This is a genomic window from Halomonas denitrificans, from assembly GCF_003056305.1.
GTDB classification, from domain to species: Bacteria; Pseudomonadota; Gammaproteobacteria; order Pseudomonadales; family Halomonadaceae; genus Halomonas; species Halomonas denitrificans.
This window is the reverse complement of the sequence record NZ_PYVX01000002.1, coordinates 355,337-380,888: the sequence shown is the minus strand read 5'-3', so window position 1 is coordinate 380,888 and position 25,552 is coordinate 355,337. Positions and strand designations below refer to the sequence as shown.

23 protein-coding genes are annotated in these 25,552 nt (G+C 69.0%); 3 read left to right on the top strand and 20 right to left on the bottom strand.

The genetic code is table 11. From position 1 onward, the window contains the following. Positions 1 to 7: 7 nt before the first annotated feature. On the bottom strand, positions 8 to 1,045 hold the full coding sequence (locus tag C9F13_RS07875; RefSeq protein ID WP_108445685.1) for a transketolase family protein: 1,038 nt from the start codon (positions 1,043 to 1,045) through the stop codon (positions 8 to 10). Next, positions 1,042 to 1,890 carry a transketolase gene (locus tag C9F13_RS07870; protein WP_108445684.1) on the bottom strand — a complete coding sequence of 283 codons (849 nt, stop codon included), beginning with the start codon at positions 1,888 to 1,890 and terminating at the stop codon, positions 1,042 to 1,044. The genes C9F13_RS07875 and C9F13_RS07870 overlap by 4 nt, the downstream gene beginning before the upstream one ends. Before the next feature lie 1,298 nt (positions 1,891 to 3,188). Between C9F13_RS07870 and C9F13_RS07855 the strand changes: the two genes are divergently transcribed. Continuing rightward, positions 3,189 to 3,701, top strand: a complete 513-nt coding sequence (locus C9F13_RS07855; protein ID WP_108445682.1) for a hypothetical protein — start codon at positions 3,189 to 3,191, stop codon at positions 3,699 to 3,701. Here the strand turns inward: C9F13_RS07855 and C9F13_RS07850 are convergent. The 6 genes from C9F13_RS07850 to C9F13_RS07825 all read right to left on the bottom strand — a co-directional run bounded on the left by C9F13_RS07850 (position 3,678) and on the right by C9F13_RS07825 (position 11,859). After that, positions 3,678 to 5,855, bottom strand: coding sequence for an ATP-binding protein (locus C9F13_RS07850; protein ID WP_108445681.1), 2,178 nt, complete (start codon positions 5,853 to 5,855; stop codon positions 3,678 to 3,680). The two genes, C9F13_RS07855 and C9F13_RS07850, sit on opposite strands and share 24 nt — an antisense overlap. Positions 5,856 to 5,878: 23 nt before the next feature. Next, the gene (locus tag C9F13_RS07845; RefSeq protein ID WP_245888731.1) at positions 5,879 to 6,436 is read right to left on the bottom strand and encodes a putative pterin-binding protein; all 558 of its coding nucleotides are present in this window, start codon (positions 6,434 to 6,436) and stop codon (positions 5,879 to 5,881) included. 143 nt (positions 6,437 to 6,579) lie between these two features. Then, complete coding sequence (locus C9F13_RS07840; RefSeq protein WP_108445985.1) at positions 6,580 to 7,395, bottom strand: DUF2189 domain-containing protein; 816 nt, start codon at positions 7,393 to 7,395, stop codon at positions 6,580 to 6,582. A 323-nt stretch (positions 7,396 to 7,718) separates the two neighbouring features. Continuing rightward, positions 7,719 to 8,147: a universal stress protein gene (locus C9F13_RS07835; RefSeq protein ID WP_108445680.1), complete on the bottom strand. Its 429-nt coding sequence runs from the start codon at positions 8,145 to 8,147 to the stop codon at positions 7,719 to 7,721. Between the two features lie 13 nt (positions 8,148 to 8,160). Then, positions 8,161 to 10,755 (bottom strand): TRAP transporter permease, encoded by a 2,595-nt coding sequence (locus C9F13_RS07830; RefSeq protein WP_108445679.1) that lies wholly within the window; start codon positions 10,753 to 10,755, stop codon positions 8,161 to 8,163. A 126-nt stretch (positions 10,756 to 10,881) separates the two neighbouring features. Next, entirely contained in the window at positions 10,882 to 11,859 is a 978-nt protein-coding gene (locus tag C9F13_RS07825; RefSeq protein WP_108445678.1) for a TAXI family TRAP transporter solute-binding subunit, read from the bottom strand. A 349-nt stretch (positions 11,860 to 12,208) separates the two neighbouring features. Here C9F13_RS07825 and C9F13_RS07820 point away from each other — a divergent pair, with 349 nt between their 5' ends. Beyond that, positions 12,209 to 12,736: a macro domain-containing protein gene (locus C9F13_RS07820; RefSeq protein ID WP_108445677.1), complete on the top strand. Its 528-nt coding sequence runs from the start codon at positions 12,209 to 12,211 to the stop codon at positions 12,734 to 12,736. Between the two features lie 11 nt (positions 12,737 to 12,747). On the opposite strand, the gene C9F13_RS07815 is transcribed toward C9F13_RS07820, so the two are convergent. The 3 genes from C9F13_RS07815 to C9F13_RS07805 all read right to left on the bottom strand — a co-directional run bounded on the left by C9F13_RS07815 (position 12,748) and on the right by C9F13_RS07805 (position 15,628). Next, positions 12,748 to 14,043 carry a TRAP transporter large permease gene (locus C9F13_RS07815; protein WP_108445676.1) on the bottom strand — a complete coding sequence of 432 codons (1,296 nt, stop codon included), beginning with the start codon at positions 14,041 to 14,043 and terminating at the stop codon, positions 12,748 to 12,750. Continuing rightward, positions 14,033 to 14,509, bottom strand: a complete 477-nt coding sequence (locus C9F13_RS07810; RefSeq protein WP_108445675.1) for a TRAP transporter small permease — start codon at positions 14,507 to 14,509, stop codon at positions 14,033 to 14,035. The genes C9F13_RS07815 and C9F13_RS07810 overlap by 11 nt, the downstream gene beginning before the upstream one ends. Before the next feature lie 96 nt (positions 14,510 to 14,605). Continuing rightward, positions 14,606 to 15,628 carry a DctP family TRAP transporter solute-binding subunit gene (locus C9F13_RS07805; RefSeq protein WP_108445674.1) on the bottom strand — a complete coding sequence of 341 codons (1,023 nt, stop codon included), beginning with the start codon at positions 15,626 to 15,628 and terminating at the stop codon, positions 14,606 to 14,608. A 206-nt stretch (positions 15,629 to 15,834) separates the two neighbouring features. Between C9F13_RS07805 and C9F13_RS07800 the strand changes: the two genes are divergently transcribed. Next, positions 15,835 to 16,695, top strand: coding sequence for a DMT family transporter (locus C9F13_RS07800; protein ID WP_108445673.1), 861 nt, complete (start codon positions 15,835 to 15,837; stop codon positions 16,693 to 16,695). Here the strand turns inward: C9F13_RS07800 and C9F13_RS07795 are convergent, their stop codons facing one another. From C9F13_RS07795 to hyi, 9 genes are all read right to left on the bottom strand, one after another. Next, positions 16,696 to 17,235 carry a DUF192 domain-containing protein gene (locus C9F13_RS07795; RefSeq protein WP_108445672.1) on the bottom strand — a complete coding sequence of 180 codons (540 nt, stop codon included), beginning with the start codon at positions 17,233 to 17,235 and terminating at the stop codon, positions 16,696 to 16,698. A 9-nt stretch (positions 17,236 to 17,244) separates the two neighbouring features. Further along, entirely contained in the window at positions 17,245 to 18,405 is a 1,161-nt protein-coding gene (locus tag C9F13_RS07790; protein WP_245888729.1) for an ABC transporter ATP-binding protein, read from the bottom strand. Further along, positions 18,398 to 19,066 carry a molybdate ABC transporter permease subunit gene (gene modB, locus C9F13_RS07785; RefSeq protein ID WP_108445670.1) on the bottom strand — a complete coding sequence of 223 codons (669 nt, stop codon included), beginning with the start codon at positions 19,064 to 19,066 and terminating at the stop codon, positions 18,398 to 18,400. The genes C9F13_RS07790 and modB overlap by 8 nt, the downstream gene beginning before the upstream one ends. Beyond that, on the bottom strand, positions 19,066 to 19,866 hold the full coding sequence (modA, locus tag C9F13_RS07780; RefSeq protein ID WP_108445669.1) for a molybdate ABC transporter substrate-binding protein: 801 nt from the start codon (positions 19,864 to 19,866) through the stop codon (positions 19,066 to 19,068). The genes modB and modA overlap by 1 nt, the downstream gene beginning before the upstream one ends. 110 nt (positions 19,867 to 19,976) lie before the next feature. Continuing rightward, positions 19,977 to 20,711: a GntR family transcriptional regulator gene (locus C9F13_RS07775; RefSeq protein WP_108445984.1), complete on the bottom strand. Its 735-nt coding sequence runs from the start codon at positions 20,709 to 20,711 to the stop codon at positions 19,977 to 19,979. An 84-nt stretch (positions 20,712 to 20,795) separates the two neighbouring features. Continuing rightward, positions 20,796 to 22,286: a pyruvate kinase gene (gene pyk / locus C9F13_RS07770; RefSeq protein WP_108445668.1), complete on the bottom strand. Its 1,491-nt coding sequence runs from the start codon at positions 22,284 to 22,286 to the stop codon at positions 20,796 to 20,798. Continuing rightward, on the bottom strand, positions 22,283 to 23,623 hold the full coding sequence (locus tag C9F13_RS07765) for a glycerate kinase type-2 family protein (RefSeq protein ID WP_108445667.1): 1,341 nt from the start codon (positions 23,621 to 23,623) through the stop codon (positions 22,283 to 22,285). Before C9F13_RS07765 ends, pyk begins: the two co-directional genes overlap by 4 nt. 202 nt (positions 23,624 to 23,825) lie before the next feature. Next, on the bottom strand, positions 23,826 to 24,713 hold the full coding sequence (locus C9F13_RS07760; protein ID WP_108445666.1) for a 2-hydroxy-3-oxopropionate reductase: 888 nt from the start codon (positions 24,711 to 24,713) through the stop codon (positions 23,826 to 23,828). 51 nt (positions 24,714 to 24,764) lie between these two features. Then, a complete protein-coding gene (gene hyi / locus C9F13_RS07755; protein ID WP_108445983.1) occupies positions 24,765 to 25,541 on the bottom strand; it encodes a hydroxypyruvate isomerase in 777 nt (258 codons plus the stop codon). Positions 25,542 to 25,552: the final 11 nt, after the last annotated feature.

Sequence of the window (25,552 nt, the reverse complement as noted above, 5' to 3'; positions counted from 1 at the left end):
GCGCTGATCAGCCCAGCCAGGCCTTGGTCTGCCGGATGATCGCGTCCGTGGAAATGCCATACTGGTCATGCAGTACCGGCAACGCGCCGGCATCCAGGAACTCGTCCGGTAGGGCAATCTGGCGGAACGCCGGGGTAACCGAGTTGCGCAGCAGAGTGCCGGCCACCGCTTCGCCGAGGCCGCCAATCACGGTGTGGTTTTCCGCCGTGACCACCAGGCGGCCCGGCTTCCGGCAATGCTCAAGAATCGTGTCCACATCCAGGGGCTTGATGGTGGGCGTGTGCAGAATGCCCGCCTGGATACCGTCTTTAGCCAGTGTGTCGGCCGCCTCTAGGGTGCGCATGGTCATGAACCCGGATGAGATGAACAGCACGTCGGCACCATCGCGCAGCAACTTGGCTTTACCCAGTTCGAATTTGTAGTCTTCGATTTCCTGCAACACCGACGGCACCTTGCCACGCAGTAGACGCATGTAGACCGGTCCCTTGTGATCGGCGATGGCTTCCACCGCCTGCTCGGTGTCCAGAGCGTCACATGGATCTACGATGGTTATGTTGGGCAGACCCCGGAAGATCGCCAGGTCTTCTGTCGCCTGGTGGCTCGGCCCATAACCCGTGGTAAGGCCAGGCAGGGCACAGCAGATCTTGACGTTGAGGTTGTCCTCAGCAATGGCCATGGCAATAAAGTCGTAGGCGCGGCGGGAGGCGAACACGGCGTAGGTGGTGGCAAAGGGTGTGAAACCCTCTTTTGCCAGCCCGGCCGCAGCCGATACGAAGACCTGTTCGGCCATGCCCATCTGGTAGAAGCGGTCCGGGTAGGCCTCGGCGAATACATGTAGATCCGTATACTTGGCCAGATCGGCTGAGAGGCCCACGATGTCTTCGCGTTGCTTGGCCAGTTCCACCAGCTTGTGGCCGAAAGGAGCGGACACCGTTGGCATGCCCTCGGCAGACAACGAGGCGATCATCGCCGAGGTCAGTTGGCGCTCACTGGCGTCTACCGGTTTGCGGGGTATCCACTTCGATTGACGGCGGCTCATACTCATGATGGTTTTCCCTCTTCAAGCACACTCAGAGCCAGATCCCACTCTTCCTCGTCGACGCGAACAAAGTGGGTGATTTCACGCGCCTCCAGGAAAGGAACGCCCTTACACATTTTGGTATCGCAGATAATGGCCCGTGGCTTAGCGCCGTCGTAATGGCGGGCATTGTTGAACGCTTTGACCAGCGCATCGATGTCGTTGCCGTCGACCCGCTGGGTATACCAACCAAACGCCTCAAACTTGCCATCAACGGGCTCGGAACTCAGTGTTTCGGTGGATTTGCCATCGGCCTGCTGGTTGTTAAAGTCAACCAGGCAGATCAGATTATTCAGTTTGTGGTGGGCGGCAGACATAGCCGCTTCCCATGTCGAGCCTTCGTTCAGCTCACCATCGGACATAAGGTTGTAAACAAACGAGTCAGACCGCTTACGCTTCAGGCCCAGGGCCATACCCACGCCAATACCAAGCCCGTGGCCGAGGGAGCCACCGGTGATTTCCATGCCGGGCGTATAGGAAGCCATGCCGGACATGGGCAGGCGACTGTCGTCGGTGCCATAGGTTTCAAGCTCATACTCCGGCAGAATCTCGGCTTCCAGCAGAGCAGCGTACAGAGCAATGGCGTAGTGGCCGATGGACAGCAGGAAGCGGTCGCGACCTTCCCACTCCGGATCTTCCGGGCGGAACGTCATGGCATGGAAATAAGAGACAGCCAGCACATCGGAGACACCGAGAGCCTGACCGACATACCCCTGCTTCTGAACGGCGCCCATACGCAAGGATTTATGACGAATATTCCAGGCCCGCTCGGCGAGGCTCGGTTTAGCCCCATGGGTTAGATTGGTAGTCATGGTGATATCTCTTGTTTTGCCCGGGGTACTTTCAGGTCGTATTATTGGTCTTGGTCGTTATCCATTTTCATCTCTGTGCTTTTTTAATCAATCAGCTGGTCTTAAGCGTCTGTTAACCTGCACTTAAGAAACGGTCGTCACGTGGTGTTCATGGCCAAGTAAAGTAAACCAGTATTCGCCAACGCTTCTGACCCATCCCCGAGGTGGCAGCACTGCCACCATCCACCTACAGTGTCGGCGCAGCCAAGGGTCGGGACGGAGACGTTAATAACGGGGGAATGATTTATAAGATCAAAGCGTTACGATGAGGGGCAGGGTCTTTCGACCCGTGCCATCGGCAAGGAGCTGGGGATCTCGCACAACATCGCCCGCAAGCACCTGCGCCAGGACATGGCCACAAGCGAGGCGGCGCAGACGAACCGGGAGCGCGAGGAGAAGCTCGACGCCCAGCGCCACTGCATCGTCTCGTCTACCTGCTGCGCACCTTCCCTCGGCTGAGCGGCGTCCAGGTCGCCCGCAAGCTGCGCGAGAAGGTCGGCCTCACCCTGCGCCGCTAGGTGCAGCAGGTGAAGAGCACCGTAATCAGCCGTCAACACCGCTGCTACGAACCGGTGCTCGATATGGTCCCTGGCGTGCAGTGCCAAGTGGATTCGGGTTAGTTGCGCGAGGTGATGATCGACGGCGAGCCGCCGGCATCGAGCCGTGAGAGGTCCACCAGGGTACCGAGCTGCGACTCCACGTCCTTGAGGGAACGACCGACATGACCCACCAGCCGGGCTCTGCAAGGTCGTGATCCTCCAGGGCACTGGTCAAGAGTCGGACGGCATTCAGCGGCTGCATGAGGTCATGGCTCACCGCGACCAGAAAGCGGGTCTTTGAGAGGTTGGCCGCCTCGGCCAAGGTCTGTTGCAGGGTCTCGCTGCGCACGCGTACCGGCTCCGCGAGCAGTACGGCATGCTCGAAGGCAGCATAGGGGGCACCGCCCGCGACGCTCGCGGACTCCCATCAGCGCCGTGGTGATACGCCGTAGGCGTGCGTTCTCCGCGAGCAACTCCCGCTCCCCGGGCGTGGGGTCCTTAGGCGGTTCCCGCAACCGGGCGAGATCCAATGGCGACCCCGGTGAAGGTTTGCCGGCCCGGGGCGCGGCTTTATCACGAGGCAGGGGGGGGCTGGGGCCTGGTACTTTCTGCTGATCCGCTACCGAAATTGACCAATATCAAGGAGGGAGCTGTCCCCCTGCGTCTACCTTATCTGGACGGTGCCCGGAAGAGGCCCGGATGACAAGAACGGAGATGCCCATGCCTGCCTGCCCGCCCGAGACGCACGCCCGTCCCAGTCCCGCCGATCAGCCGCTGTCACTGACCTACGACCACGAATCCCGCGAGATGGAGCGCTACCGCGGCCTGGCCCTGAGCTTCCTGCCGACCCGCCCCCACGTCAGTCGCCTGATGGCCACGCTAGGCATCGAGTGCGAGCAGCGTCTGAGCGCCCTGGAGGCCCTCGCCGAACGGCTGCAGCGGCGCTACTGCCTGCCGGCGCCCCTGGCCCGGCGCCTGGCCATCGCGGAGCAGTACCGACTGCACCTGTTCATCAGCGACGATGCCATGGCCGCCCAGACCCTGGGCTACGCCCTGGCCTTCGCCCAGCACTCGCTGCAGTTCAGCGAGCTGATGGCCCGCCACTGCCAGCTGGCGGGCCTCGACGCCCTGCTCACCCGCTTCGCCGACAGCAAGCGCCAGGAGTGCCGGCTCCTCGAGGAGCTACGCGGCAGGCTCCCCGCCACGGCCCTAGCCGCGGGTTCCCTCGGCTGACGACCAGGCCTCCAGCGCCACCAGCGTCGTGGCCAGGCCGCGATGCAGCGCGCCCAGGAGGGCGGCGACCTCGTCCAGCCGTGCCTGGGCACCGAGCCGCTCCAGCTGGCCGGCCAGGTCGGCGACCCGCCTTGCGCCCAGGCTCGAGGACTCCCCCTTGAGCCGGTGCGCGAGGTATTCGACCTGGCGGGCGACCCCGTCGTCCAGGGCCCGCTCGAGGCCCGCCAGGTGCTCCGTCGCCTGCTGCCGGTAGAGGGCGATCAGCGCCGCGAGCCCCTGTGATCCCAGGTTCTCCTCCAGCGACGACAGGGTCGCCGTCTCGAGCGGCGCCTCGCGGGGCGTGGCGTCGTCCACCGGCGTCGGCTCGACGCGCGTCAGGTGCCGATGCAGCAGCGCCACCAGGGCCTGCTGGAAGAGCGGCTTGGTCAGGTAGCCGTTCATGCCGGCGGCCAGGCAGCGTGCCTGATCCCCGCTCGGCCCCCCGGCGGTCATCGCCACGACCGGCACCTCGGCCAACCAGCCGCCGCGGGCGCGCAGCCGCCGCGTCGCCTCCAGGCCGTCCATGCCGGGCAGTTGCACGTCCATGAAGATCAGGTCGAAGCGCTCACGGGCCGCCCAGGCGAGCGCCACGTCGGCGTCTTCGGCGACGCTGACCCGACAGCCCAGGCGTTCGAGCATGGCACGGGCCACCTGCTGATTGACCGGATCATCCTCGACCACCAGCAGCCGGGCGTCGGCCAGCCCCCCCTCGGAGACGGCTTGCGTCGTATCGATCGCGAGCTCATCGGCCGTGGCCTCGGGTAGCGTCAACTCGAACCAGAAGCGACTGCCCCGGCCCGGCTCGCTCTCGAAGGCGAGCCGCCCGCCCTGCGCCTCGACCAGGCGCTGGCTGATCACGAGCCCAAGGCCGGTGCCGCCGAAGCGGCGCGCGGTGGAGGGATCGCCCTGCTGGAAGGGCTCGAACAGCTGACGCTGGCTCTCGGGGGCAATGCCGATCCCCGTATCGACGACCTCGAAGCGCACCGGCCCCTCGTCCAGGGCGCGCACCTCCAGGCGCACCTCGCCCTGCTCGGTGAACTTGATGGCGTTGGAGAGCAGGTTGAGCAGCACCTGGCGCAGGCGGCCGGCATCGCCGACCACCCGCGCCGGCAGCCGCGGGTCCAGCTCGCACGCCAGGCGCAGCCCCCGGGCCTCGGCCCGTGGCGCGAAGAGCGCCACCGCGCCCTCGATCAGCTCGGCCAGGTCGAAGGGGCGCTCCTCGAACTCCAGGCGCTGGGCCTCGATCTTGGAGAAATCCAGGATGTCGTTGATCAGCTCGAGCAGCCGCTGGGCGCTGTCATGGATGGTGTCGGCGAAGTGGCGCGCCTTCACGGGCAGCGGCTGGTCCTGCAGCAGGTCGCTCATGCCGATCACGCCGTTGAGCGGGGTCCGGATCTCGTGGCTGACGGTCGCCAGGAACTCCGACTTGGCCCGGCTCGACGACTCGGCGCGCTGCGCGGTGACCTCCAGCTCGCGGCTCAGGGTCTCCAGCTCGCGTCGGGCGGCGGCGTTGTCGCGGGACTCCCGGAACAGGAAGACCACCACCAGCAGGGCCGCCAGGCTCATCGCCAGGATCAGCAGCAGCAGCACGACGTAGAGGGTCTGCAGCGCCCGCCGTTCCTCGGTGGTGGCCTCGGCCAGGTGACCGTTGATGGCGATGATCAAGCGCTCGGTGACGCCGCCCAGGATGCCCAGCCGCGAGATGAGATGGCTGCGGGCATCGGCATCGAGCCGGTCCAGGCGGCGAAGCTGGGCGTCCATGGCATCGAGGTGCGACTCGACCTGCCCCACCAGCTCGTCGGCGATATCAATCTTGGCCAGCAGCTGGGTGATGTCGCCCTCCTTCAGCAGGTTGAGGCGGCTGTAGAGCAACTCCAGGCGGATGCGCAGGGCCAGCAGCGGACTCTCGGCCGCCGGGTCGGGACGCGCCAGGAAGCTGCGCAGCTCCACCGTGTCGCGATCGAGCTTGTAGGCGTGCCAGGCGGCATTGCCGCCCACGCTCGCGGCCAGCGTGTGCTGGCGCCAGGCGACCAGCCCGACCACGACCAGGGCGGCGGCGAAGAACAGCAGCGCGGCGATGGCGCCCAGCTTCAGGCGCAGGGGATAGTGCAGCATCAGGCCTCCTCGCCCGAGGCCCCTCAGGGCACGATGATCCGTTTGACGTGCCAGACCGAGCGGAAGCGTATCGCCTCGGTGAGAAGCTCGGGGTGCGCATCGAAGGGATAGACGACGAACAGCGGGCCGTAGTCACGGATCCCCAGGGGCTCACCGTCCCGCGACATGGCGAGGATAACGTCGTGGTCGTAGAAGTCGGACCGCGGGGCCCGCGCCTCGAAACCGTTGAGGGCCCGGATGCGCAGGCTGTCGCCGTCGGCCCCGGCGGCCTCGAGCACGGCCCGGACCAGGGGACCCTCGAAGCGCCCCTTGTCGCTGTGCCAGGGCGTGTGGGTCTCGATCACCCGCGACGGCAGGGCCTCGAGCATGGCGCGATCGAAGTGGGCCTCGTCGCCCACGTTGGCACGGGCGATGTCGCCGTCGAGGGTCAGCAGCACCCGGCCGGTGGGCTCGGGCAGCGGCGCCGGCCGGGCCTGGGCGGGGGGATGGGCCTCGTCACGGGGGTGGGCCTGGGCGTGGGGGAGCGCGATCAGCAGCCACAGCAGCGGCGTCAGCAGACGAGCGATGCATCCGGTCGACATGAACGGGATTCCTGAGACAAGAGAGCGGCCCTAGAGTACGTCACTCGGCGCCCGAGGTCAGGCCGCTGACGGCCGAAAAGCCCGCGGGGCGCCAGGGCGCCCCGCGGTTCTTGCCTCGATGCGATGCCGGCGACGGGGTCGCCTCAGCTTTCCAGCTTCTCGACCGGCTCGATGCGCACCAGGTCCTCATAGGCGTGCCAGCTGGCGTGGCCCAGCACCGGCAGGATCAACGCCAGGCCGATGTAGAAGGTCATGACCCCGACCAGCACGCAGCCGGTGAGGATGGCCGCCCACAGCAGCATCGGACGGAAGTTCTTGGCCACCGACCGGATGCTGGCCTCGATGCCCTCCATGAAGGTGAGGTCCTGATCCATCAGGGTGGGGATCGCCACGACGCTGATGGTGAAGGCGCCGAAGGCCAGCACGGCACCGATCGCGGTGCCGACCGCCAGCATGGTCACGCCGTCGATGGTGGTCAGCAGCGAAGCGTAGAGCGTCTCGGGATTGGGCGCCTCGAGGCCGAAGAAGAGCGCAAACAGCAGCGTGGCCAGGCGGATCCAGGCGAGAAAGAAGATCATCATCATCACGCCCATCATCGCCAGCTGGCCGGCGTGGCCCTTCCAGCCGCCGAAGGCGTCACCGAGGTTGGGGACGCGCCCCGCCTCGATCGCCCGGCTGATGCCGTAGGAGCCCACGGCCACCAGCGGCCCGAGGAACATGAACCCGGCGATCAGCGGCAGCAGCCAGTGCCACAGTCCCAGCGTGAAGGCCCCGGCGGTGACGGCGATACTCAGCCCCACCCAGAACATGCCGTAGGCAAGACTGACCGCGGTGGCCTGGCGAAAGTCCTCGAAGCCCGCCGCCAGCCAGGCACGTGGCTTGTCCATACCCACTGACCGGATGGTGATCCTGACACTGGGCGCAGCAGTCTTGTCCCGCTCTCTGGTTGCCGCATTCATGGTCACACCCCTGTTTCCGCCTTTAGTGTCCCGGGTCTGCCGGGCCGGTTCGGGGCACCTCTCGACCCGTGATCGAGGGGCGCCCGTCATCTCTTAACGCCTCATTAATGTAGACGACGGCCGCCGTTCACGCAGAGGGCGCAAGCGCCGGCCCCTCAACGCACAGTGTCCCCACCTCGCGCACCGGCGACCGCCTCGCCCAGGCATCCTCGCCTGCGCTCGGAGCCCCAGACGCGCGAACGCCTCTCCCTCGGGAGAGGCGTTCGCAGGGTGCTGCCGGGCTGCCATCGACGGCGATGGCAGCCTGAGGGACCGGGGCCGCCTCAGCGCACGATCATCACCGACACCTTCGAGTGGTGCACGACGTGCTCGGCGTTGGGCCCGAGCACGTAGTCGACGAACTTGCGCTTGTTATGGGAGGCCATGACGATCAGGTCCACCTCGAGCTGCTTCGCCGCCTTGATGATCGCCTCCCACGGCGAGCCGTCGACGATCACGCTCTGGACGGTGATGTCCTCCGGCACGTTCTCGCGGATGAACTTGTGCTGGGCATCGGAGACCGCCTGGTGCGCCTTGTCGGCGAAGTCCTTGGGGAAGTAGGAGCCCACCAGCGGCATGCGGTAGTCGGGCAGCACCGTCACCACGTGCAGCGAGGCACCGAAGCTATGGCACAGCGACAGGGCCGTGGGCAGCGCCTTCTCCCAGGACGCCTCCTCGTTCAGATCCACCGGCAACATGATCTTGGAGTACATGGTTGTGCCTCCTTCAGGCTTGAGCCAGGGCGGCGTCGCGATCGCGCCGCCGCCGTTGCAGCAACAGGACCAGGCCGAACACCAGGAAGGCGGGAAGCCACATCCACTCCTTGGTCCAGCGGTCCACCGGGGCCAGGACCTGGATGATCTCCTGGTCGAAGTCGAAGCCCATGTCGGCGGCCTGGCTGCCATAGGCGACCATGTCGACCACGGCCCTATCCTCTTCGATGAACAGTTCCAGCCCCAGGTTCTCTAGACGCTCCTCGCCGGTCTCGCCATCGGGCACCGGCAGCGTCATGTAGGTGGTCATGGGATCGCCGTAGGCGTCCAGACCCGCGACCTGCAGCCGCAGGGTGGTGTCATCGCTGACGCTGCCCAGCGTCTCGACGAACTGCGCCGGCGGCACATCACGATAGGGGTCGTGGATCATGTCCATCCAGAAGCCCGGGCGGAACAGCGTGAAGGCCACCAGCAGCAGCAGCAGGGACTCGTACCAGCGGCTGCGGGTCACCATGAAGCCCTGGGTGGCCGCCGCGAAGATCAGCATCGCCACCGTGGCCACCACGAAGATCAGGATCCCCTGCAACCAGGAGACGTCGATCAGCAGCAGATCGGTGTTGAAGATGAACAGGAACGGCAGCGCCGCGGTGCGCAGGCTGTAGTAGAAGGCCTGGAAGCCGGTGCGCATGGGGTCACCGCCCGACACCGCCGCCGCGGCGAAGGAAGCGAGGCCCACCGGCGGTGTCACGTCGGCCATGATGCCGAAGTAGAACACGAACAGGTGCACCGCGATCAGCGGCACCAGCAGGCCATTCTGCTCGCCCAGCTGGACGATCACCGGGGCCAGCAGCGCCGAGACCACGATGTAGTTGGCCGTGGTGGGCAGGCCCATGCCAAGGATCAGGCTGAGCACCGCGGTGAGCAGCAGGATCAGCATGAGGTTGCCCATGGAGAGCACCTCGACCACGTCGGCCAGCACCAGGCCCACGCCGGTCTGGGAGACCGCGCCGACGATGATGCCGGCGGTGGCGGTGGCGATACCGATGCCGATCATGTTGCGCGCACCGGTCACCAGGCCACTCCACAGGTCCATCACCCCTTCGCGGAGATCCGTCGCCATGTCGCTGCGGCCGCGGAAGATCGAGGTGATCGGACGCTGGGTCAGCATGATGAAGATCATCAGCACCGTCGCCCAGAAGGCCGACAGCCCCGGCGAGAGGCGCTCCACCATCAAACACCAGATCAGCACCACGACCGGCAGGATGTACTGCAGGCCGACCAGCACCGTGGGGCGCGTCTGCGGCAGGGTATAGACCGGCTCGTTGGGGTCGTCGAGCTCGAGCTCGGGATAGCCGGAGGCCACCTTCAAGAGGCCCACGTAGACCGCCGCCAGCACCACGGCGACCAGCCAGGGGGTGGCATCGCCCAGCAGCGGCTTGATCCAGCCCAGGCCGTAATAGACCACCAGGGCCGTGATCATCATCAGCAGCAGGCCGCCGAGGAAGCCGATCACCTTGCGCACCAGGGGCTTGGGCGGATTGCTGCTCTCGAGGCCCTGCATGTTGGCCTTGAGGGCCTCAAGGTGCACGATGTAGATCAGGGCAATATAGGAGATCAGCGCCGGCAGGAAGGCGTGCTTGATCACGTCCACGTAGGAGATGCCGACATACTCGACCATCAGGAAGGCCGCGGCCCCCATCACAGGCGGCATGATCTGGCCGTTGACCGAGGAAGCCACCTCGACGGCCCCCGCCTTCTCGGCAGAGAAGCCGACGCGTTTCATCATCGGCACGGTGAAGGTGCCGGTGGTGACCACGTTGGCGATCGAGGAGCCGGAGATCAGGCCGGTCATGCCGGAGGCCACCACAGCGGCCTTGGCCGGCCCGCCCTTGTAGTGACCGAGCAGCGAGAAGGCGACCTTGATGAAGTAGTTGCCCGCGCCGGCCTTGTCGAGCAGGGCGCCGAAGAGCACGAACAGGAAGACGAAGCTGGTCGAGACCCCCAGCGCGATACCGAAGACCCCCTGGGTCGTCAGCCACTGGTGGTTAACCAGGCCAAAGAGGCTCACGCCGCCGTGGGCCAGGATGCCCGGCATCCAGGGACCCGCCAGGCTGTAGACGAGAAACACCATGGCCACGATCATCAGCGGCGGCCCGAGGGCGCGACGCGTCGCCTCGAGGAGCAGCAGGATGCCGATCACCCCAATGATCACGTCCTGCAGGATGGGCGCGCCGGGACGCTGGGCCAGCTGCTCGTAGAACATGAACATGTAGGCGCCGCAGAAGGCCGCGACCGCCGCCAGCACCCAGTCCTGGAGGGGGATGCGGTCACGCGGCGAACGCTGCAGCGCCGGATAGGCCATATAGGCCAGGAAGAGGGCGAATGCCAGATGAATCGATCGGGCCTCGGTGGCATTGAAGACCCCGAAGCCCAGCATGAAGGGGATCGGCGAGGCGATCCACAGCTGGAAGAGCGACCACACCGCGGCGATGCTGACCAGCAACTTGCCGGGCATTCCGGTCGGCTTGCGCGCCCCCGAGTCGGTAGAGGCGACCATATCCTCCAGGTCGACCTCGTCACCCGGAGACCTCATCTTGTCCTCGGTCATAAGCGAGCCCTGCTCTAAGTTATCGATTGACACTGGTAAATCATTCGTCAGAACCAGAGTGCGCGGTCACCCCTCGAGATGACCGCGCACTCAACACCTGGATGAGGTGATCTCAGAGTCCGGAGATCACTCGATCCAGCCCTGCTCGCGATAGTAGCGTGCGGCGCCCTCGTGCAGCGGCGCCGAGAGACCGGAGCTGACCATCTCCTGCGGGTCGAGGTTCTCGAAGGCCGGGTGCAGACGCTTGAAGCGATCGAAGTTGTCGAAGATCGCCTTGACGGTCTGGTAGACCACCTCGTCGTCGGTGTTGGCATCGGTCACGAAGGTGGCCGCCACGCCGAAGGTGGGCACGTCGTCCGGGTTGCCCTTGTAGAGACCGCCCGGGATGACCGACTTGGAGTAGTAGGGATGCTCCTCGACGATCTGGTCGATGACCGGGCCATCGAGCGGCACGAGGCGCGCGTCGACGGTGGTGGTGGCCTCCTGCAGGGAGCCGTTGGGGTGACCGACCACGTAGACCATGGCGTCGATGTTGTTGTCGGACAGGGCCGCGGCCTGCTCGGCGGCGTCGAGCTGGGAGGCCAGGGAGAAGGTGTCCATGGTCCAGCCCTTGGCGTCCATCACCACTTCCATGGTGTTGCGCTGGCCGGAGCCCGGGTTGCCGATGTTGACGCGCTTGCCTTCCAGGTCGTCGAGGCCGTCGATGCCGGCATCGGCGCGGGCCAGCATGGTCAGCGGCTCGCCGTGGACACGGAAGACGGCGCGCAGCTCCTCGTAGGCATCACCCTCGAAGTTGCCGGTGCCGTTGTAGGCCTGGTACTGGACGTCGGACTGCACCACGCCCATGTCCAGCTCGCCGGACTTGATGCCGTTGACGTTGGCCACCGAGCCGCCGGTGGAGGGGGCGTTGCACTTGATGTTGGCGTCTTCCAGACGGTTCACCAGACGGCAGACGGACTGGCCGACGACGTAGTAGACGCCGGTCTGGCCACCGGTACCGATGGTGATGAATTTCTCTTCCTGGGCCATCGCCGGCGATGCGAACAGCGAGGCTCCCAGCAGCGCGCCGGTAAAGGCTGCGGCAGAGAAAGCATGACGTTTCATGGACACACCTCTTGAGTTGTGCAAACGGATTCCTTGGTGGCGATCCCGATCCTGGACCGCCGACGGCTGTGAGCCGCTCCCCCCTACTTTAGCGAAAAAAGCGGTCGTATGATGAGGCCTTTTTGCTTATGAGGGAGTCTAGACATAGCGTAGGTCACCTGAGCGTTAATTTTCCGCGGTGCTGTCCACGCACGGGCCTCTGGACGATCGAGGGCAGTGGCGAAGACAGCACACCGGCGGGCGGCCCGGCTCGCCCACCGGCGCCGGTGGGCGAAGCTTGATGCCCCTCCCCTTCGAACACCAGACTGGGCGGTAGGGAGATCAGACCAGGCCACCGAGGAGTCGCGTCATGACCGAGCGAATCGAATGTGTGCAGGGGGATATCGCCCGCCAGGCCGATATCGATACCGTGGTCAATGCCGCCAACGCCCAGCTGAGAAGCGGCGGCGGCGTGGCGGGCGCCCTGCACCGGGCCGCCGGCCCGGAACTCGCCGAGGCGTGCCGTCCGCTGGCGCCGATCCGCCCCGGCCAGGCGGTGATCACCGAGGCCTTCGCGCTGCCCAACCGCCACGTGATCCACTGCCTGGGGCCGATCTACGGCGTTGACGAGCCGGCCGACGAGCTGCTCGCGGCCTGCTACCGCCACGCCCTGGAGCTGGCCGAGGGCCACGGCATCGCCTCGATCGCCTTCCCCGCCCTCTCCGCCGGGGCCTTCGGCTACCCGCCGGCCGAGGCGGCGCGGATCGCGATCTCGACGGTGCTCACCACCCTGTCCCGCTGCCCGGGCATCGAGCGGGTGCGCTTCGTGCTCTTCGACGCCACCAGCCGGGAGCTGCATGAACGCACCCTGGCCACCCTGCAGGGCGGCCAGGCGTAAGCGGGCCGTCCTCAGACGTTGTAGCCCAGCACCGCCGGCAGCCACAGGGCGATGGCGGGAAACAGCGCCACCAGCGCCAGGGCGGCGGCCATGGCCGCCACGAACAGCAGCGCCCAGCCGACGGTCTGCTCCAGGCGGATCTTCGCCACCTCGGTGGTCACCATCAGGTTCACCGCCACCGGCGGGGTGAACTGGCCGATGGCGATATTCATCGCCAGCAGGATGCCGAACCACACCGGGTTCCAGTCGAAGTGCTGCATCACCGGGATCAGGATCGGCATCATGATCAGGTAGATCGAGATGGCATCGAGCACCATGCCGGCCAGCAGCACCGCCAGCATGATCAGCACCAGCAGCAGCGTGCCGTTGTCGGTGAGCCCGACGATCCACTCCGCCAGGTGGCGAAAGGTGCCGAGCATGGTACCGGCCCAGGCGAAGATGCCGGCCAGGGCGATGATCAGGAGCACCACCCCGGAGATCACCGCCGCCTCGCCGAGCAGCGCCCAGAGATCGCGCCAGCGCATCTCCCGGGTCAGGCAGAGACCGACCAGGGCGCCGTAAGCCACCGCCACCACCGCCGCCTCGGTGGGCGTGAAGAGCCCGCTGCGAAGCCCCCCGAGGATGATCACCGGGGCGAACAGCGCCGGCAGCGCCTGACGGAAACTCTCGCCGAGCGCCGGCTGCTCGACCCCGGCCGGCGCCTCCCAGCGATGGTGCCGGGAGAGCAGCAGCGCCGGCACCAGCAGCGCCGCCCCGGCCAGCAGTCCCGGGAAGAGCCCCGCCGCGAACAGCGCCCGCAGGTCGACCCCCGGCACCACGATGGAGTAGAGGATCAGCGCCACCGAGGGCGGGATCAGGATCGCCGTGGAGGCCGAGGCGGCGATCAGCGTGGCCGAGAAGGGCTTGGGGTAGCCGGCCTTGGTCATGCTCGGCAGCATCACCATGGCCACCGCCGCGGCGTCGGCGGGGCCCGAGCCGCTCATGCCGCCCATGATCATGCAGACCAGCACCGCTACCACGGCCAGGCCGCCGTGGCGCGGGCCGATCAGCGCCTGGGCGAAGCGCACCAGCCGCGCCGCCACCCCGGCGCGCTCGAAGATCAGGCCGGTGAGGATGAACAGCGGGATGGCGATCAGCGGGTACTTGGCCACGCCGTTATAGGTGTTGGTGCCGAGCGTGGCCAGCATGGCCGGCGAGAGCCCGGCCAGGATGCCCACGGCCCCGCCCAGGCCCAGCGCGAAGGCCACCGGCACCCCGCTGATCAGCAGGCCCGCGAAGGCCAGCAGCATCCAGAGGTCAGGCGTCATCCTCGAGCCTCCCGCGCAGGCGATCCAGGGTCTGCTGCACCTGGCGCAGCATCATCAGCGCCGAGAGCAGCGGCAGCCAGGCCAGGTACCACCACTGCGGCAGGCCCAGCCCCGGGGAGAGCGAGCCCCACTGGATCTCCTGCCAGGTCATCCGGGCGCCGAACCAGGTGATCAGCCCCAGCACGGCGAGGCCACAGGCGCCCTGGAAGAGGATCAGGGCGCGGCGCGGCGCGGTCGGCAGGGCCCGCTCCAGCAGGCCGATGCGGATATGGCGGTCGCGGCGCAGGGCCACCGAGGCGCCGGCGAAGGTCAGCACCACCAGCAGGAACACCGAGAACTCCTCGGTGAAGGCGAAGGAGCCGCCGGTGAGGTAGCGCACCACCACGTTGGCCAGGCTGATCAGGCCGATGATCAGGATCGCGAGGGTCGCCAGCAGGCGTTCGAGTCTTGCGTCGGGACGTGTCATGGGCGTCGGGGGTCGGAGGCGTGGAGACGAGATCGGCCCCGCACGGGGCCGAACATGAAGGGCCGATGGAGGGAGGAACGGTCAGCGGCGCCGGGATCACTCCGGCGACATGTCGGCCCGGGCGGCCTCGACGATCGCCTCGCCGATGCGCGGCACCCACTCGTCGTGGACCGCCTCGGTGGCCTCGACGAAGGCCCGGTGCTGCGCCTCGTTAAGCTCGGTGACCGTGACGCCGCGCTCCTGGATCGCCGCCAGCCGCGCCGGCTCCTCCTCGCGGGTCATGGCGATCTCCCAGGCGCCGGCCTCCTCGGCGGCCTCACGCAGGATGGTGCGCTCCTGCTCGCTGAGCGACTCCCACACCTGGCGGTTCACCGCGAACACCAGCGGATCGTTCATGTAGTTCCAGAGGGTCAGGTGCTCCTGCCCCACCTGGTCGATGCGCGCCACGTCGAACACCGAGAGCGGGTTCTCCTGGCCGTCCACCGCGCCGGTGGTCAGCGCCGGCTTGGCGTCGGCCCAGCTCATCTGGGTGGGGTTGGCGCCGAGCGCCGTGAAGGTGTCCTGGAAGAGCGGCGAGCCCACCACGCGGATCTTCAGCCCTTCGAGGTCGGCCGGCTCTTCGATGGGGCCCTGGGAGTTGGAGAGCTGGCGAAAGCCGTTCTCGCCCCAGGCCAGCGGCACCACGCCCCGGGACGCGATGGCCTCGAAGACCAGCTCGCCGGCCGCCCCGCCGGTGACGGCGTCGACCGCCTCGACGTCGGGCATGAAGAAGGGCAGCGAGAAGAGGTTGAGCTCCGGCACCTGGGGCGACCAGTTGATGGTCGAGCCCACGGCCGCGTCGATCAGCCCCGAGCGCATGGCCGAGAACTCGCGGGTCTGGTCGCCGTTGACCAGCTGGGAGTTGGGGTAGACCCGCAGGGTCAGGTCGCCGTCGGAGCGCTCGGCGACCAGCTCGGCCCACTTCTCGGCGGCCTGTCCCCAGGGGAAGGCGTCGGAGAGCACGGTGGAGACGGAGAGCTCCCGGGCCAGGACGGACGAGGAGACGGCGAGGGAAGCGCTGACGAGAACGGCGCCGGCCAGGGCGGCGGCCACTCGGCGCGGGGAGCGTGACGAAGGCATGGCATATCCTTGCGGTCTGGGCGCGGGGCGGTCCGTCGCCGGCCTCCCCGACATCGTGAAGGTGGCAGCGTCATCGACGCCGCGAGCCTCAAGATGCCCTGTCATCTACACGTCATGCAAGGGATGCCGTGCCCGTTCGCTGTCCCCGCATTCAACGGAGTTGCTATGCTGTCAGGCTTTTCGCCGACCCTCCCCGAGGAGACACCGTGCCGCTTCGTGACCTGGCCCTGGGCCTCGCCGTCATCGCCATCTGGGCGCTGAACATCATCGTCATCAAGCTTGGGGTGGCCGAGCTGCCGCCGCTGCTGCTGACCACCCTGCGCTTCGCCCTGGTGGCGGCGCTGCTGGTGCCCTTCCACCCGGTGGCCCGCCACCAGCTGCCCTTCCTGGCGCTGCTCTCGGTGACCTTCGGCACCCTGCACTTCGCGCTGCTGTTCATCGGGCTCGGCCAGGCCGAGGCGGGCACCGGCGCGCTGCTGGTGCAGATGGGCACGCCCTTCGCCACCCTGCTCGCCGTGGTGTTTCTCAGGGAGCGCCTGGAGCCGCGCCGCCTGGCAGGGCTGGCGCTCTCCTTCGCCGGGGTCGCGGTGCTGGCCGGCGGCCCCACGCTCCCGGCGCCGCTGCCCACCGCCCTGCTGCTGGCCAGCGCCCTGGGCTGGGCCATCTCGCAGCTGCTGATCAAGCAGGGCCCCAACGTCTCGCCCATGGCCCTGGCGGGCTGGGTGGCGCTGTTCGCCACGCCCCAGGTGGCGCTGGGCTCCTGGTGGTTCGAGCAGGGCCAGTGGCAGGCCATCGCCGCGGCCGGCTGGGCCGGCTGGGGGGCGGTGTTCTACACCGCGGTGATGTCCTCGATCGTGGCCTACGGCCTCTGGTACGGCCTGCTGCGCTGCCACCCGGTCAACCGGGTGGTGCCGCTGACCCTGCTGATGCCGGTGGGGGCGGTGCTGCTGGGCGTGGTGCTGATGGGCGACGGCCTGGGCGTGCACAAGCTCGTCGGCGGTGGGCTGGTGATCGCCGGGCTGGCGCTGATCGTGCTACGCGTCGGCGGGAAACGCCCGGCCGCCTGATCAGGGCGCAGACGACGCGGCGGCCTCCCCCGCACAGAGCCCGCCGCCGCCCGGCCAGCTGACGCAGTCCCCCGCCGCCACGCCCAGCGCCTCGAAGGCACCGGCGTTGACCTCCAGGGCCGCGCGGTAGGGCACGCCGGGGCGGGTCACCGGGCAGTCGCCCGGGGCCTCGGCGGTGCAGGGCGTCATGCGGTGGATCTCGGCGATGCGGCCCGCCTCGTCGATGAAGGCGATGTCCAGCGGGATCCGGGTGCGGTACATCCAGAAGCCGTTGCGCGACGGCTGGGGATGGCGATAGAGGAAGAGCATGCCGGCCCCCGCGTCGAGGTGGTCGCGCTCCATCAGGCCGCGGCTGCGCTCGCGGATGCTGCGGGCCACCTCCACCTCGAGGCGCTGCGGCCCCTGGGCGCCGTGGATGACCAGCGGCACGCGCTCGAGCGTCGAGGCCTCGTCGGGGGCGGCGTAAAGCGGGCGCGGCAGCAGGCCGGCCGCGGGCAGCAGGGCCAGGCCCAGCAGCAGCTGGCGACGGGTCGTGTTCATGGGGTCTCCTCAGCGGTCGGGGGGGGCATGCAACGGGTCGGCGGCGTCCGGCATCAGATGGATGCCCGAGGCGAGCAGCGAGACGCCCACCCGCTCGCCCCGGGCCAGGCCGTTGCGGCGCGCCGCGTGGGTGGACAGCTCGAAGCGCAGGGTATCGTCGCAGTGATCGAAGGCCAGCGCCAGATAGGTGATGCCGCCGAGCACCGCCATCTCCACCACCCGGCCCGCGACGGGGTTCTCGCGCTCGCCCCGGGAGGGGCGGCCGCGGCGGTGCAGCACCACGTCCGACGGCGGCAGGTACCAGCTGATCCGCTGCCCCGGCGACAGCCCCTCGAGGCCGTGAGTCACCTCCAGCCGCCAGGGCCCCCACTGCAGCCGGCGCCCCGCCGCGTCGTCCACCACGCGGCCCGTGAAGACGTTGTGGCGATCGAGCAGCCGCGCCACCGCCGGGCTCGCGGGACGCCGGAAGAGCGTTTCGGCGGGCGCCTGCTGCAGGCTGCGCCCGGCATGCAGCACGCAGAGCCGGTCGGCCAGGGCGGCAGCCTCGTCGAGGTCGTGGGTGACCAGCACGATGGGGATGCGGATCTCGTCGCGCAGCAGGGCCAGCTCGCGCTGCAGGCGGCGCCGGGTGACCTGGTCCACCGCCGAGAAGGGCTCGTCGAGCAGCAGCACCCGGGGGTTGCGGGCCAGCGCCCGGGCCAGCGCCACACGCTGGCGCTGGCCGCCGGAGAGCGCCGCGGGGTGGCGCTCGGCGAGGCCGTCGAGGCGCACCCGGGCGAGCCAGCGATCGGCGGCCCGGCGCCGCTCGGCGGCGGGCAGGTGATCCAGCGCGACCATGACGTTGCCCCGCGCGGTCAGGTGAGGGAAGAGCGCATAGTCCTGGAACACCAGCCCCACCTGGCGCCGCTGGGGGGGCCGCGAGCGCCCCGCCGAGGCATCGAACCAGGTCTCGCCCGCGCAGCGGATGATCCCGCTCGCCGGCCGGTAGAGCCCGGCGATGGCCCGCAGCAGGGTGGTCTTGCCGCTGCCCGAGGGGCCCACCAGGGCGAGCAGCTCCCCGGCCTCGCAGTGGAAGTCGGCGGCCAGCGGGATCGGTCCCGGCTGGTGCAGGCTGACCGCCAGCCCCTCGCCGCTCGCCCCCGGCCCGACCGCTTGCATCGACTCAGCCACGGCGCCACCTGCGTCGCCCGGCAAGCCCGTAGACCACGCCGATGGTCAGGAAGGAGACCAGCAGCAGCATGGCCGACATCACCGCCGCCCCCGACTCATCGAAGGCCTGGACCCGGTCGTAGATGGCGATGGCCAGCGTGCGGGTCTCGCCGTCGATGGCGCCGCCGACCATCAGGATCACCCCGAACTCGCCGAGGGTGTGGGCGAAGGTCAGCGCCAGGGCCGAGACCAGCCCCGGCCACACCAGCGGCAGCTCGATGCGAAGTAGCGTCTGGGTGGGCGAGAGGCCGCTGCACCAGGCCGCCTCGCGCAGGTTGGGGGGAATCGTCTCGAAGGCGCGCTGGATCGGCTGCACGGCGAAGGGCAGGTTGGCGACCAGCGAGGCGAGCAGGATGCCGGTGAAGGTGAAGTTGAGCCCGCCGCCGGTCAGCGACTGCCAGGCGGCGCCGAAGGGCGCCTGCACCCCGAAGGCCTGCATCAGGTAGAAGCCGAGCACCGTGGGCGGCATGACCAGCGGCAGCGCCACCAGCGCCTCGCAGAGCGCGCGGCCGCGAAAGCGCGACAGCGCCAGGGCACGCCCCAGCCACAGCCCGACAGGCAGCAGCAGCAGGCAGGTCAGGCCCGCCAGGCGCAGCGAGACCGAGAGCGCCGTCCAGTCCATCAGGCGCCGCCCGTCGGGGTCGGCGGCTCAAAACCGAAGCGCGCCAGTATCTCGCGGGCCTCCTCGCCCTGCAGCCAGGCGTAGAACTCACGGGCCGCCTCACCGGCGCCGGGCACCAGCGCCATGCGCTGGCGCAGCGGGGCGTGCCGGTCGGCGGGAATCAGCACGTGCTCGGCCCGCTCCGCCAGCGTCGGGGCCAGGACCAGGGAGTAGGCCACCAGGCCGCCTCGGGCCTCGTCGGCCAGGGCGAAGCGGGCCGCCTGGGAGACGTTCTCGCCCATCACCCGCAGCGGCGCCGAGGCCTCCCAGAGCCCGGCCTGCTCGAGCGCCTGGCGCGCGGCGATGCCGTAGGGGGCGTGCTCCGGGTTGGCCAGCGCCACCCGCGGGCGCCCCTCCCCCGCCCGGTGGTCGGCGATGGCCGCCTCGACGGCGGCGAGCGGGGTCGCCTCGCTCGGCAGTGCACCGCGCCCGGCGGGCTGGATCCAGGCCAGCCGGCCGACCGCGTAGACCACGCCGGCATCCTCGGTGTGGCCCGTCTCGTGCAGGGCCAGCACGCTCTGCTCGTCCGCCGAGAGGAAGAGCTCGAAGGGCGCGCCCTGGGCGATCTGGCGACGGAAGTTGCCGGAGGCGCCGTAGTTGACGCGCAGCGGCGCCCCGCCCTGGGCGCGGAAGCGCTCGACCAGGGCGGGAAAGGCGAACTGCAGGGAGGAGGCGACGGCCACGGTGGCCGTCCCGGCGAGCGCCGGGACGGCACTCGCCAGCAGCCAGGCGGCCAGGGCGAGGCGAAGCACAGCGGTCATGGCGAGATCCAAAGCCCGATCAACGAGCCCGCATTGTCGGCCAGGTCCGCGCAGGGAACAAGGCGGGGACCGCCGCGGCGGCGCCCGCCTTGATGCGCGTCAAGGCCGGGTCAGGCCTGGGCCTCGTCGGCCTGGCCGAGGATCGCCATCAGGTCGATGCGGGTCTCCCGGGCGCTCAGGTCGAGCAGCGCCTCGAGGCTCTCCAGATGCGCCACGACGGCCCGCCGGGCGGCCTCGCCCTCGCCCTGCCGGAGGGCGTCCAGCAGCGAGGGGTGATCCCCCTCCAGGTAGCAGGAGCCGAGGCTCGGCCGCTTGTAGAGGGCGATCACGATGGAGGTGCGCAGGATCAGGTCGGTGAGCATCGCGCCCAGCACGCGATTCGGCGAGCGGTCGGCCAGCAGGTGGTGGATGGCCAGGGAGTGCTCGATGCGAGCAGGCTCGTCGCCGCGCCCGTGGGCCTCGATCTCGCGCTCGACCTCCTGCTCGAGCCGCGCCGTCGAGGCGGCGTCGAGGCCGCCGGCCAGGAGCGCAGCGACCTCGCCCTCGACCAGGCGCCGGGCGGCGAAGGTCTCGCGGGTCTCCTCGATGCTCGGCGCGCGGACCCGCGCCACCTGGTTGGGGCGCTGGTCCACCACGTGCTCGGAGGCGAGCCGGGTGAGGGCCTTGCGCACCACCGACCGGCTGACCCCGAACACCTCGCCCAGCGTCACCTCCGGCAGGCGCGTGCCCGGCGGCAGGCGCTGCATCAGCACGGCGCGCCGCACCTGGTCGACGATGTCCCGGTCGCTGATGCGACGCCCGGCCCTGACCTCCGCCAGCACCTCCTCCTGCCACTCCTCGTGCATGATCATTCCTCTAGGTTGTTTGCCGACAGCTTCTCATCCCGTCGCCGGAATGGCCACAGCAGACACACCTATCGTATACAAGAATCACGCATCCGCCCGGTGTTCCGCTCCCACGTCGAGGATCTTCAGGGTGTTGGTGCCGCCGTGGGCGTTCATGTGATCGCCCCGGGTGAGGATGACGTGGTCGCCCGGCTCGGCGATGCCCTGGCGGACCAGCAGCGCCAGGGCCCGGTCGTTGAGCTCGGCGGCGGTCATCTCGCTGGTGTCGAAGGGCAGCGAGACCACCCCGCGATAGAGCGCCATGCGCCGCTGGGCCACCGGGTTGTGGGCCAGGCCGATGATCGGCAGCCCCGAGCTGATGCGCGAGGCGATCAGCGGCGTGTAGCCGGAGGCGGTCATGCAGGCGATGGCGGCCACGCCGGCCAAGTGGTTGGCGGCGTACATCGCCGAGAGCGCGATGGTCTCGTCGATGCGGCTGAAGCCCTCGTGGATGCGGTGGCCAGACTCCTGGGCGCGGCGCTCGCGCTCGGCGCCGAGGCAGACCCGGTTCATCGCCTCGATGGTCTCCACCGGGAAGTCGCCGGCGGCGGTCTCGGCGGAGAGCATCACCGCGTCGGTGCCGTCGAGCACGGCGTTGGCCACGTCGAACACCTCGGCCCGGGTGGGCAGCGGCGACTCGATCATCGACTCCATCATCTGGGTGGCGGTGATCACCGCACGGTTAAGGGTGCGGGCGTGCTTGATGATGCGCTTCTGGGTGCCGATCAGCTGGGCGTCGCCGATCTCCACGCCGAGATCGCCGCGGGCCACCATCACCGCCTCGCTGGCGCGGATGATGCCGTCCAGGGTCTCGTCGTCGGCCACCGCCTCGGCGCGCTCGAGCTTGGCCACCAGGCCGATCTCGGCACCCGCTTCGCCGAGCAGCTCACGGGCCTCGACCATGTCGGCGGCGCTGCGCGGGAAGGAGATCGCCAGGTAGTCGACGCCGATGTCGACGGCGGTCTCGAGGTCGGCCTTGTCCTTGTCGGTGAGCGCCGGCGCGGAGAGGCCGCCGCCCTGCTTGTTGATGCCCTTGTTGTTGGAGAGCTTGCCGCCCACCACCACGCTAGTGTGGATCAGGTGGTCGACGACGCGGTTGACGTCGAGCACCACGCGGCCGTCGTCGAGCAGCAGGCGATCGCCCGGGGCGACGTCGTCGGCCAAGGTCTTGTAGTCGCAGCCGACCCGGGTGGCGTCGCCCTGGTCGCTGGCCAGGCCCATGTCGAGGATGAAGGACTGGCCCTCCTCCAGGGTCACGGCGCCCTCCTTGAAGCGGGCGATGCGGATCTTCGGTCCCTGCAGGTCGCCCAGCGCGGCGACGCTACGGCCCAGGCGCGCGGCGATCTCACGCACCCGCGCCAGGCGCTGGCGGTGATCGTCGGCGGAGCCGTGGGAGAAGTTGAGGCGCACCACGTCGACGCCGGCGGACAGCATCGCTTCCAGCACACCCTCCCGGTCGCTGGCCGGGCCCAGGGTGGCGACGATCTTGGTGCGGCGGATGGGGGCGTGAATCGGGGCGTGAGTCGGCAGCGTCATGAGGTCCTCGGCAGTACCAGGATGGCACGAAAATCGTTGACATTGGTGCGCGTCGGCCCGGTGACGATCAGATCGTCCAGGGCCTCGAAGAAAGTATACGCGTCATTGCGTGACAGGTAGTCGTCGGGATCGAGTCCCGCGGCCTGTGCCCGCCCCCAGTCCTCGGGAGAGCACTGCGCGCCGGCGTTGTCCTCGGAGCCGTCGATGCCGTCGGTGTCGACCGCCACGGCGTAGATGCCGGGGGCGCCCTTGAGGGTCGCGAACAGCCCCAGCAGGTACTCGACGTTGCGCCCGCCGCGGCCGTCGCCCTCGACGGTCACGCTGGTCTCGCCGCCGGAGAGGATCAGCAGCGGCCGCGTCAGGCCGTCCTGGGCGGAGAGCGCCATGCGGCCCTGGGCGTGGCCCAGCGCGCGGGCCTCGCCCTCCAGGTCGTCGCCGAGCAGGCGCACCTCGACGCCGTCGTGCTCGGCGGCGGCCTGCCCGGCGGCCAGGGCGTCCCGGGCCCGGGCGAGGATCTCGCTCTCGTCCCGGGCGAAGCCGGGATCGTCGGGCCGCGGCGGCGTGCCCTGCTCCGTCAGGCACCGGCGCACGCCGTCGGAGATCTCGATGGCGTGGCGCTCCAGGATCGCCAGCGCCTCGGCGGGCCGGCTCGCGTCGGGCAGGGTCGGCCCGGAGGCGATCAGCGAGGCCTCGTCGCCGGGCACGTCGGAGATCAGCCAGGTCAGCACCCGAGCCGGGTGCGCGGCGGCCGCCAGGCGTCCGCCTTTGATGGCGGAGAGGTGGCGGCGCACGGTGTTGATCTCGCGAATCGGCGCGCCGGAACGCAGCAGCGCCTTGTTGATCGCCTGCTTCTCGGCCAGGCTCACGCCCGGTGCCGGCAGGGTCATCAGCGACGAGCCGCCGCCGGAGACCAGCGCGATCACCAGGTCGTCCTCCCCCAGGTCCTGCACGGCCTCGAGCATGCGGCGCGCGGCCTTCTCGCTCAGGTCGTCGGGCATCGGGTGCGACGCCTCGAGGACCTCGATGCGCCGGCACTCGCTCTCCGGCCCCTGGGGGCCTTGCCCTTGTGGACCATGCCCGTAGCGGGTCACCACCAGGCCCTCGAGGGGGGCCTCGGGCTGATGGGCCTGCCAGCTACGCTCCAGGGCCGCGGCCATGGCGGCGGCGGCCTTGCCCGCGCCGACCACCACGGTGCGCCCGCGGGGCGGCTCGGGGAGCCGCTCAGGCAGCAGGGTATCGGGATGCACGGCCGCGATCGCGGTGTGCGCCAGCTGACAAAGCCAGTCGCTCGGCGCCGCCAGCGCGCCGTGAGATACCTGGGGGCTGAGTGTGTTCATGGGAGTCTCCTTCACGAAAAAGGCCCGGTGACGGGAGGGTACTTCAGGGGGAACCCACCACCGGGCAACGATCGCCAGCGGCGATCCGGCAGACGACGACCCGACGCCTGCCGTCAGGGAGCAGTCACCTCCCTGTCACCCGCCGGCCCACAATGACGGCCGGCGGGCAGAGTTCACGACCTGTCGATGGACGTGTCGTCACTCAGTCCTGGCCGATCTCGTGGTTGGCCAGAGACTCCAGGGCCCGGACCATGCCGGCGTGATCCCAGTCGGCACCGTCGTGGGCGACGCAGGCCTGGAACAGCTGCTGGGCGTTGGCGGTGCCGGGCAGCGAGAGGTTCAGGGTGCGCGCGCCTTCCAGCGCCAGGTTGAGGTCCTTCTGGTGCAGCTTGACCTTGAAGCCCGGATCGAAGGTGCGCTTGATCATGCGCTCGCCGTGCACGTCGAGGATCTTCGACTGGGCGAGGCCGCCGAGCAGCGACTCGCGCACCTTGGCCACGTCGGCGCCGGCCTTGGAGGCGAACAGCAGCCCCTCGGAGACCGCCTCGATGGTCAGGGCGACGACGATCTGGTTGGCCACCTTGCAGGTCTGGCCGGCGCCGTGTCCACCGATGTGGGTGATGGTCTTGCCCATCAGCTCGAGGATCGGCGTGGCGCGCTCGAAGCCTTCCTCGGTGGCGCCGACCATGATGGTCAGGGCCGCGTTGATGGCGCCGCCCTCGCCGCCGGAGACCGGGGCGTCGACGTACTCGCCGCCTGCCTCATGGACGCGCTTGGCGAACGCCTGGGTGGGGATCGGCGCGATGGAGCTCATGTCGATCACCAGGGTGCCGGGCTTGAGCCCCTCGATCACGCCGCCCTCGCCGAACAGCACCTCCTCGACGTCCGGGGTGTCCGGGACCATGGTGATGACCACTTCGGAGGCCTCGGCGACCGCCTTGGGGTTATCGAGGGCCTGCATGCCCTTGGAGGCCAGGGTCTCGTCCAGGGTGCCGCGCTTGACGGTGGTCAGTTCGTGGCCGGCGTCCAGCAGGTGTCCCGCCATGGGACGGCCCATGATGCCCAGTCCGATGAAACCGATCTTGCTCATGATATCTCTCCTGTCACCTAAGATGCGTGTCGTGGAATGTCGCGGCGCGGCTCAGCGAACGCCGTCCAGCCAGCCCAGGCCTTCCTGGGTGCCCGCCCGGGGCTTGTATTCGCAGCCGATCCAGCCGTCGTAGCCGAGGCGATCGAGGTGCGCGAACAGGAAGGGGTAGTTGATCTCGCCGGTGCCCGGCTCGTGGCGGCCCGGGTTGTCGGCCAGCTGCACGTGGGCGATCCGCGCGAGGTTCGCCTCGATGGTCGGGGCCAGATCCCCTTCCATGATCTGCATGTGATAGATGTCGTACTGCAGCTTCAGGTTATTCGAGCCCACCTCGTCGAACAGCGCCAGCGCCTGGGCGGTGCGGTTGAGGAAGAAGCCCGGGATGTCGCGGGTGTTGATCGGCTCGGCGATCAGCAGGATGCCCTCGGCCGCGAGCTTCTCGGCGGCGAAGCGCAGGTTCTCGACCAGGGTCTGGCGCGCCTGGTCGTCGCTGACGCCCTCGGGCTGGATGCCGGCCAGGCAGTTGACCTGGGTATTGCCCAGCACCTTGGCGTAGGCGATCGCGCGGTCGACGCCAGAGCGGAACTCCTCGACGCGGTCCGGATGGCAGGCGATGCCGCGCTCGCCCGCGCCCCAGTCGCCGGCCGGCAGGTTGAACAGCACCTGGGTCAGGCCGTTGTCGTCGAGACGCTTCCTGATCTCGGCGGCCTCGAAATCGTAGGGGAAGAGGTACTCCACGCCCTTGAAGCCGGCCTTGGCGGCGGCCTCGAAGCGGTCGAGGAAGTCGACCTCGGTGAACAGCATGCTGAGATTGGCGGCAAACTTGGCCATGTGCATCTCCC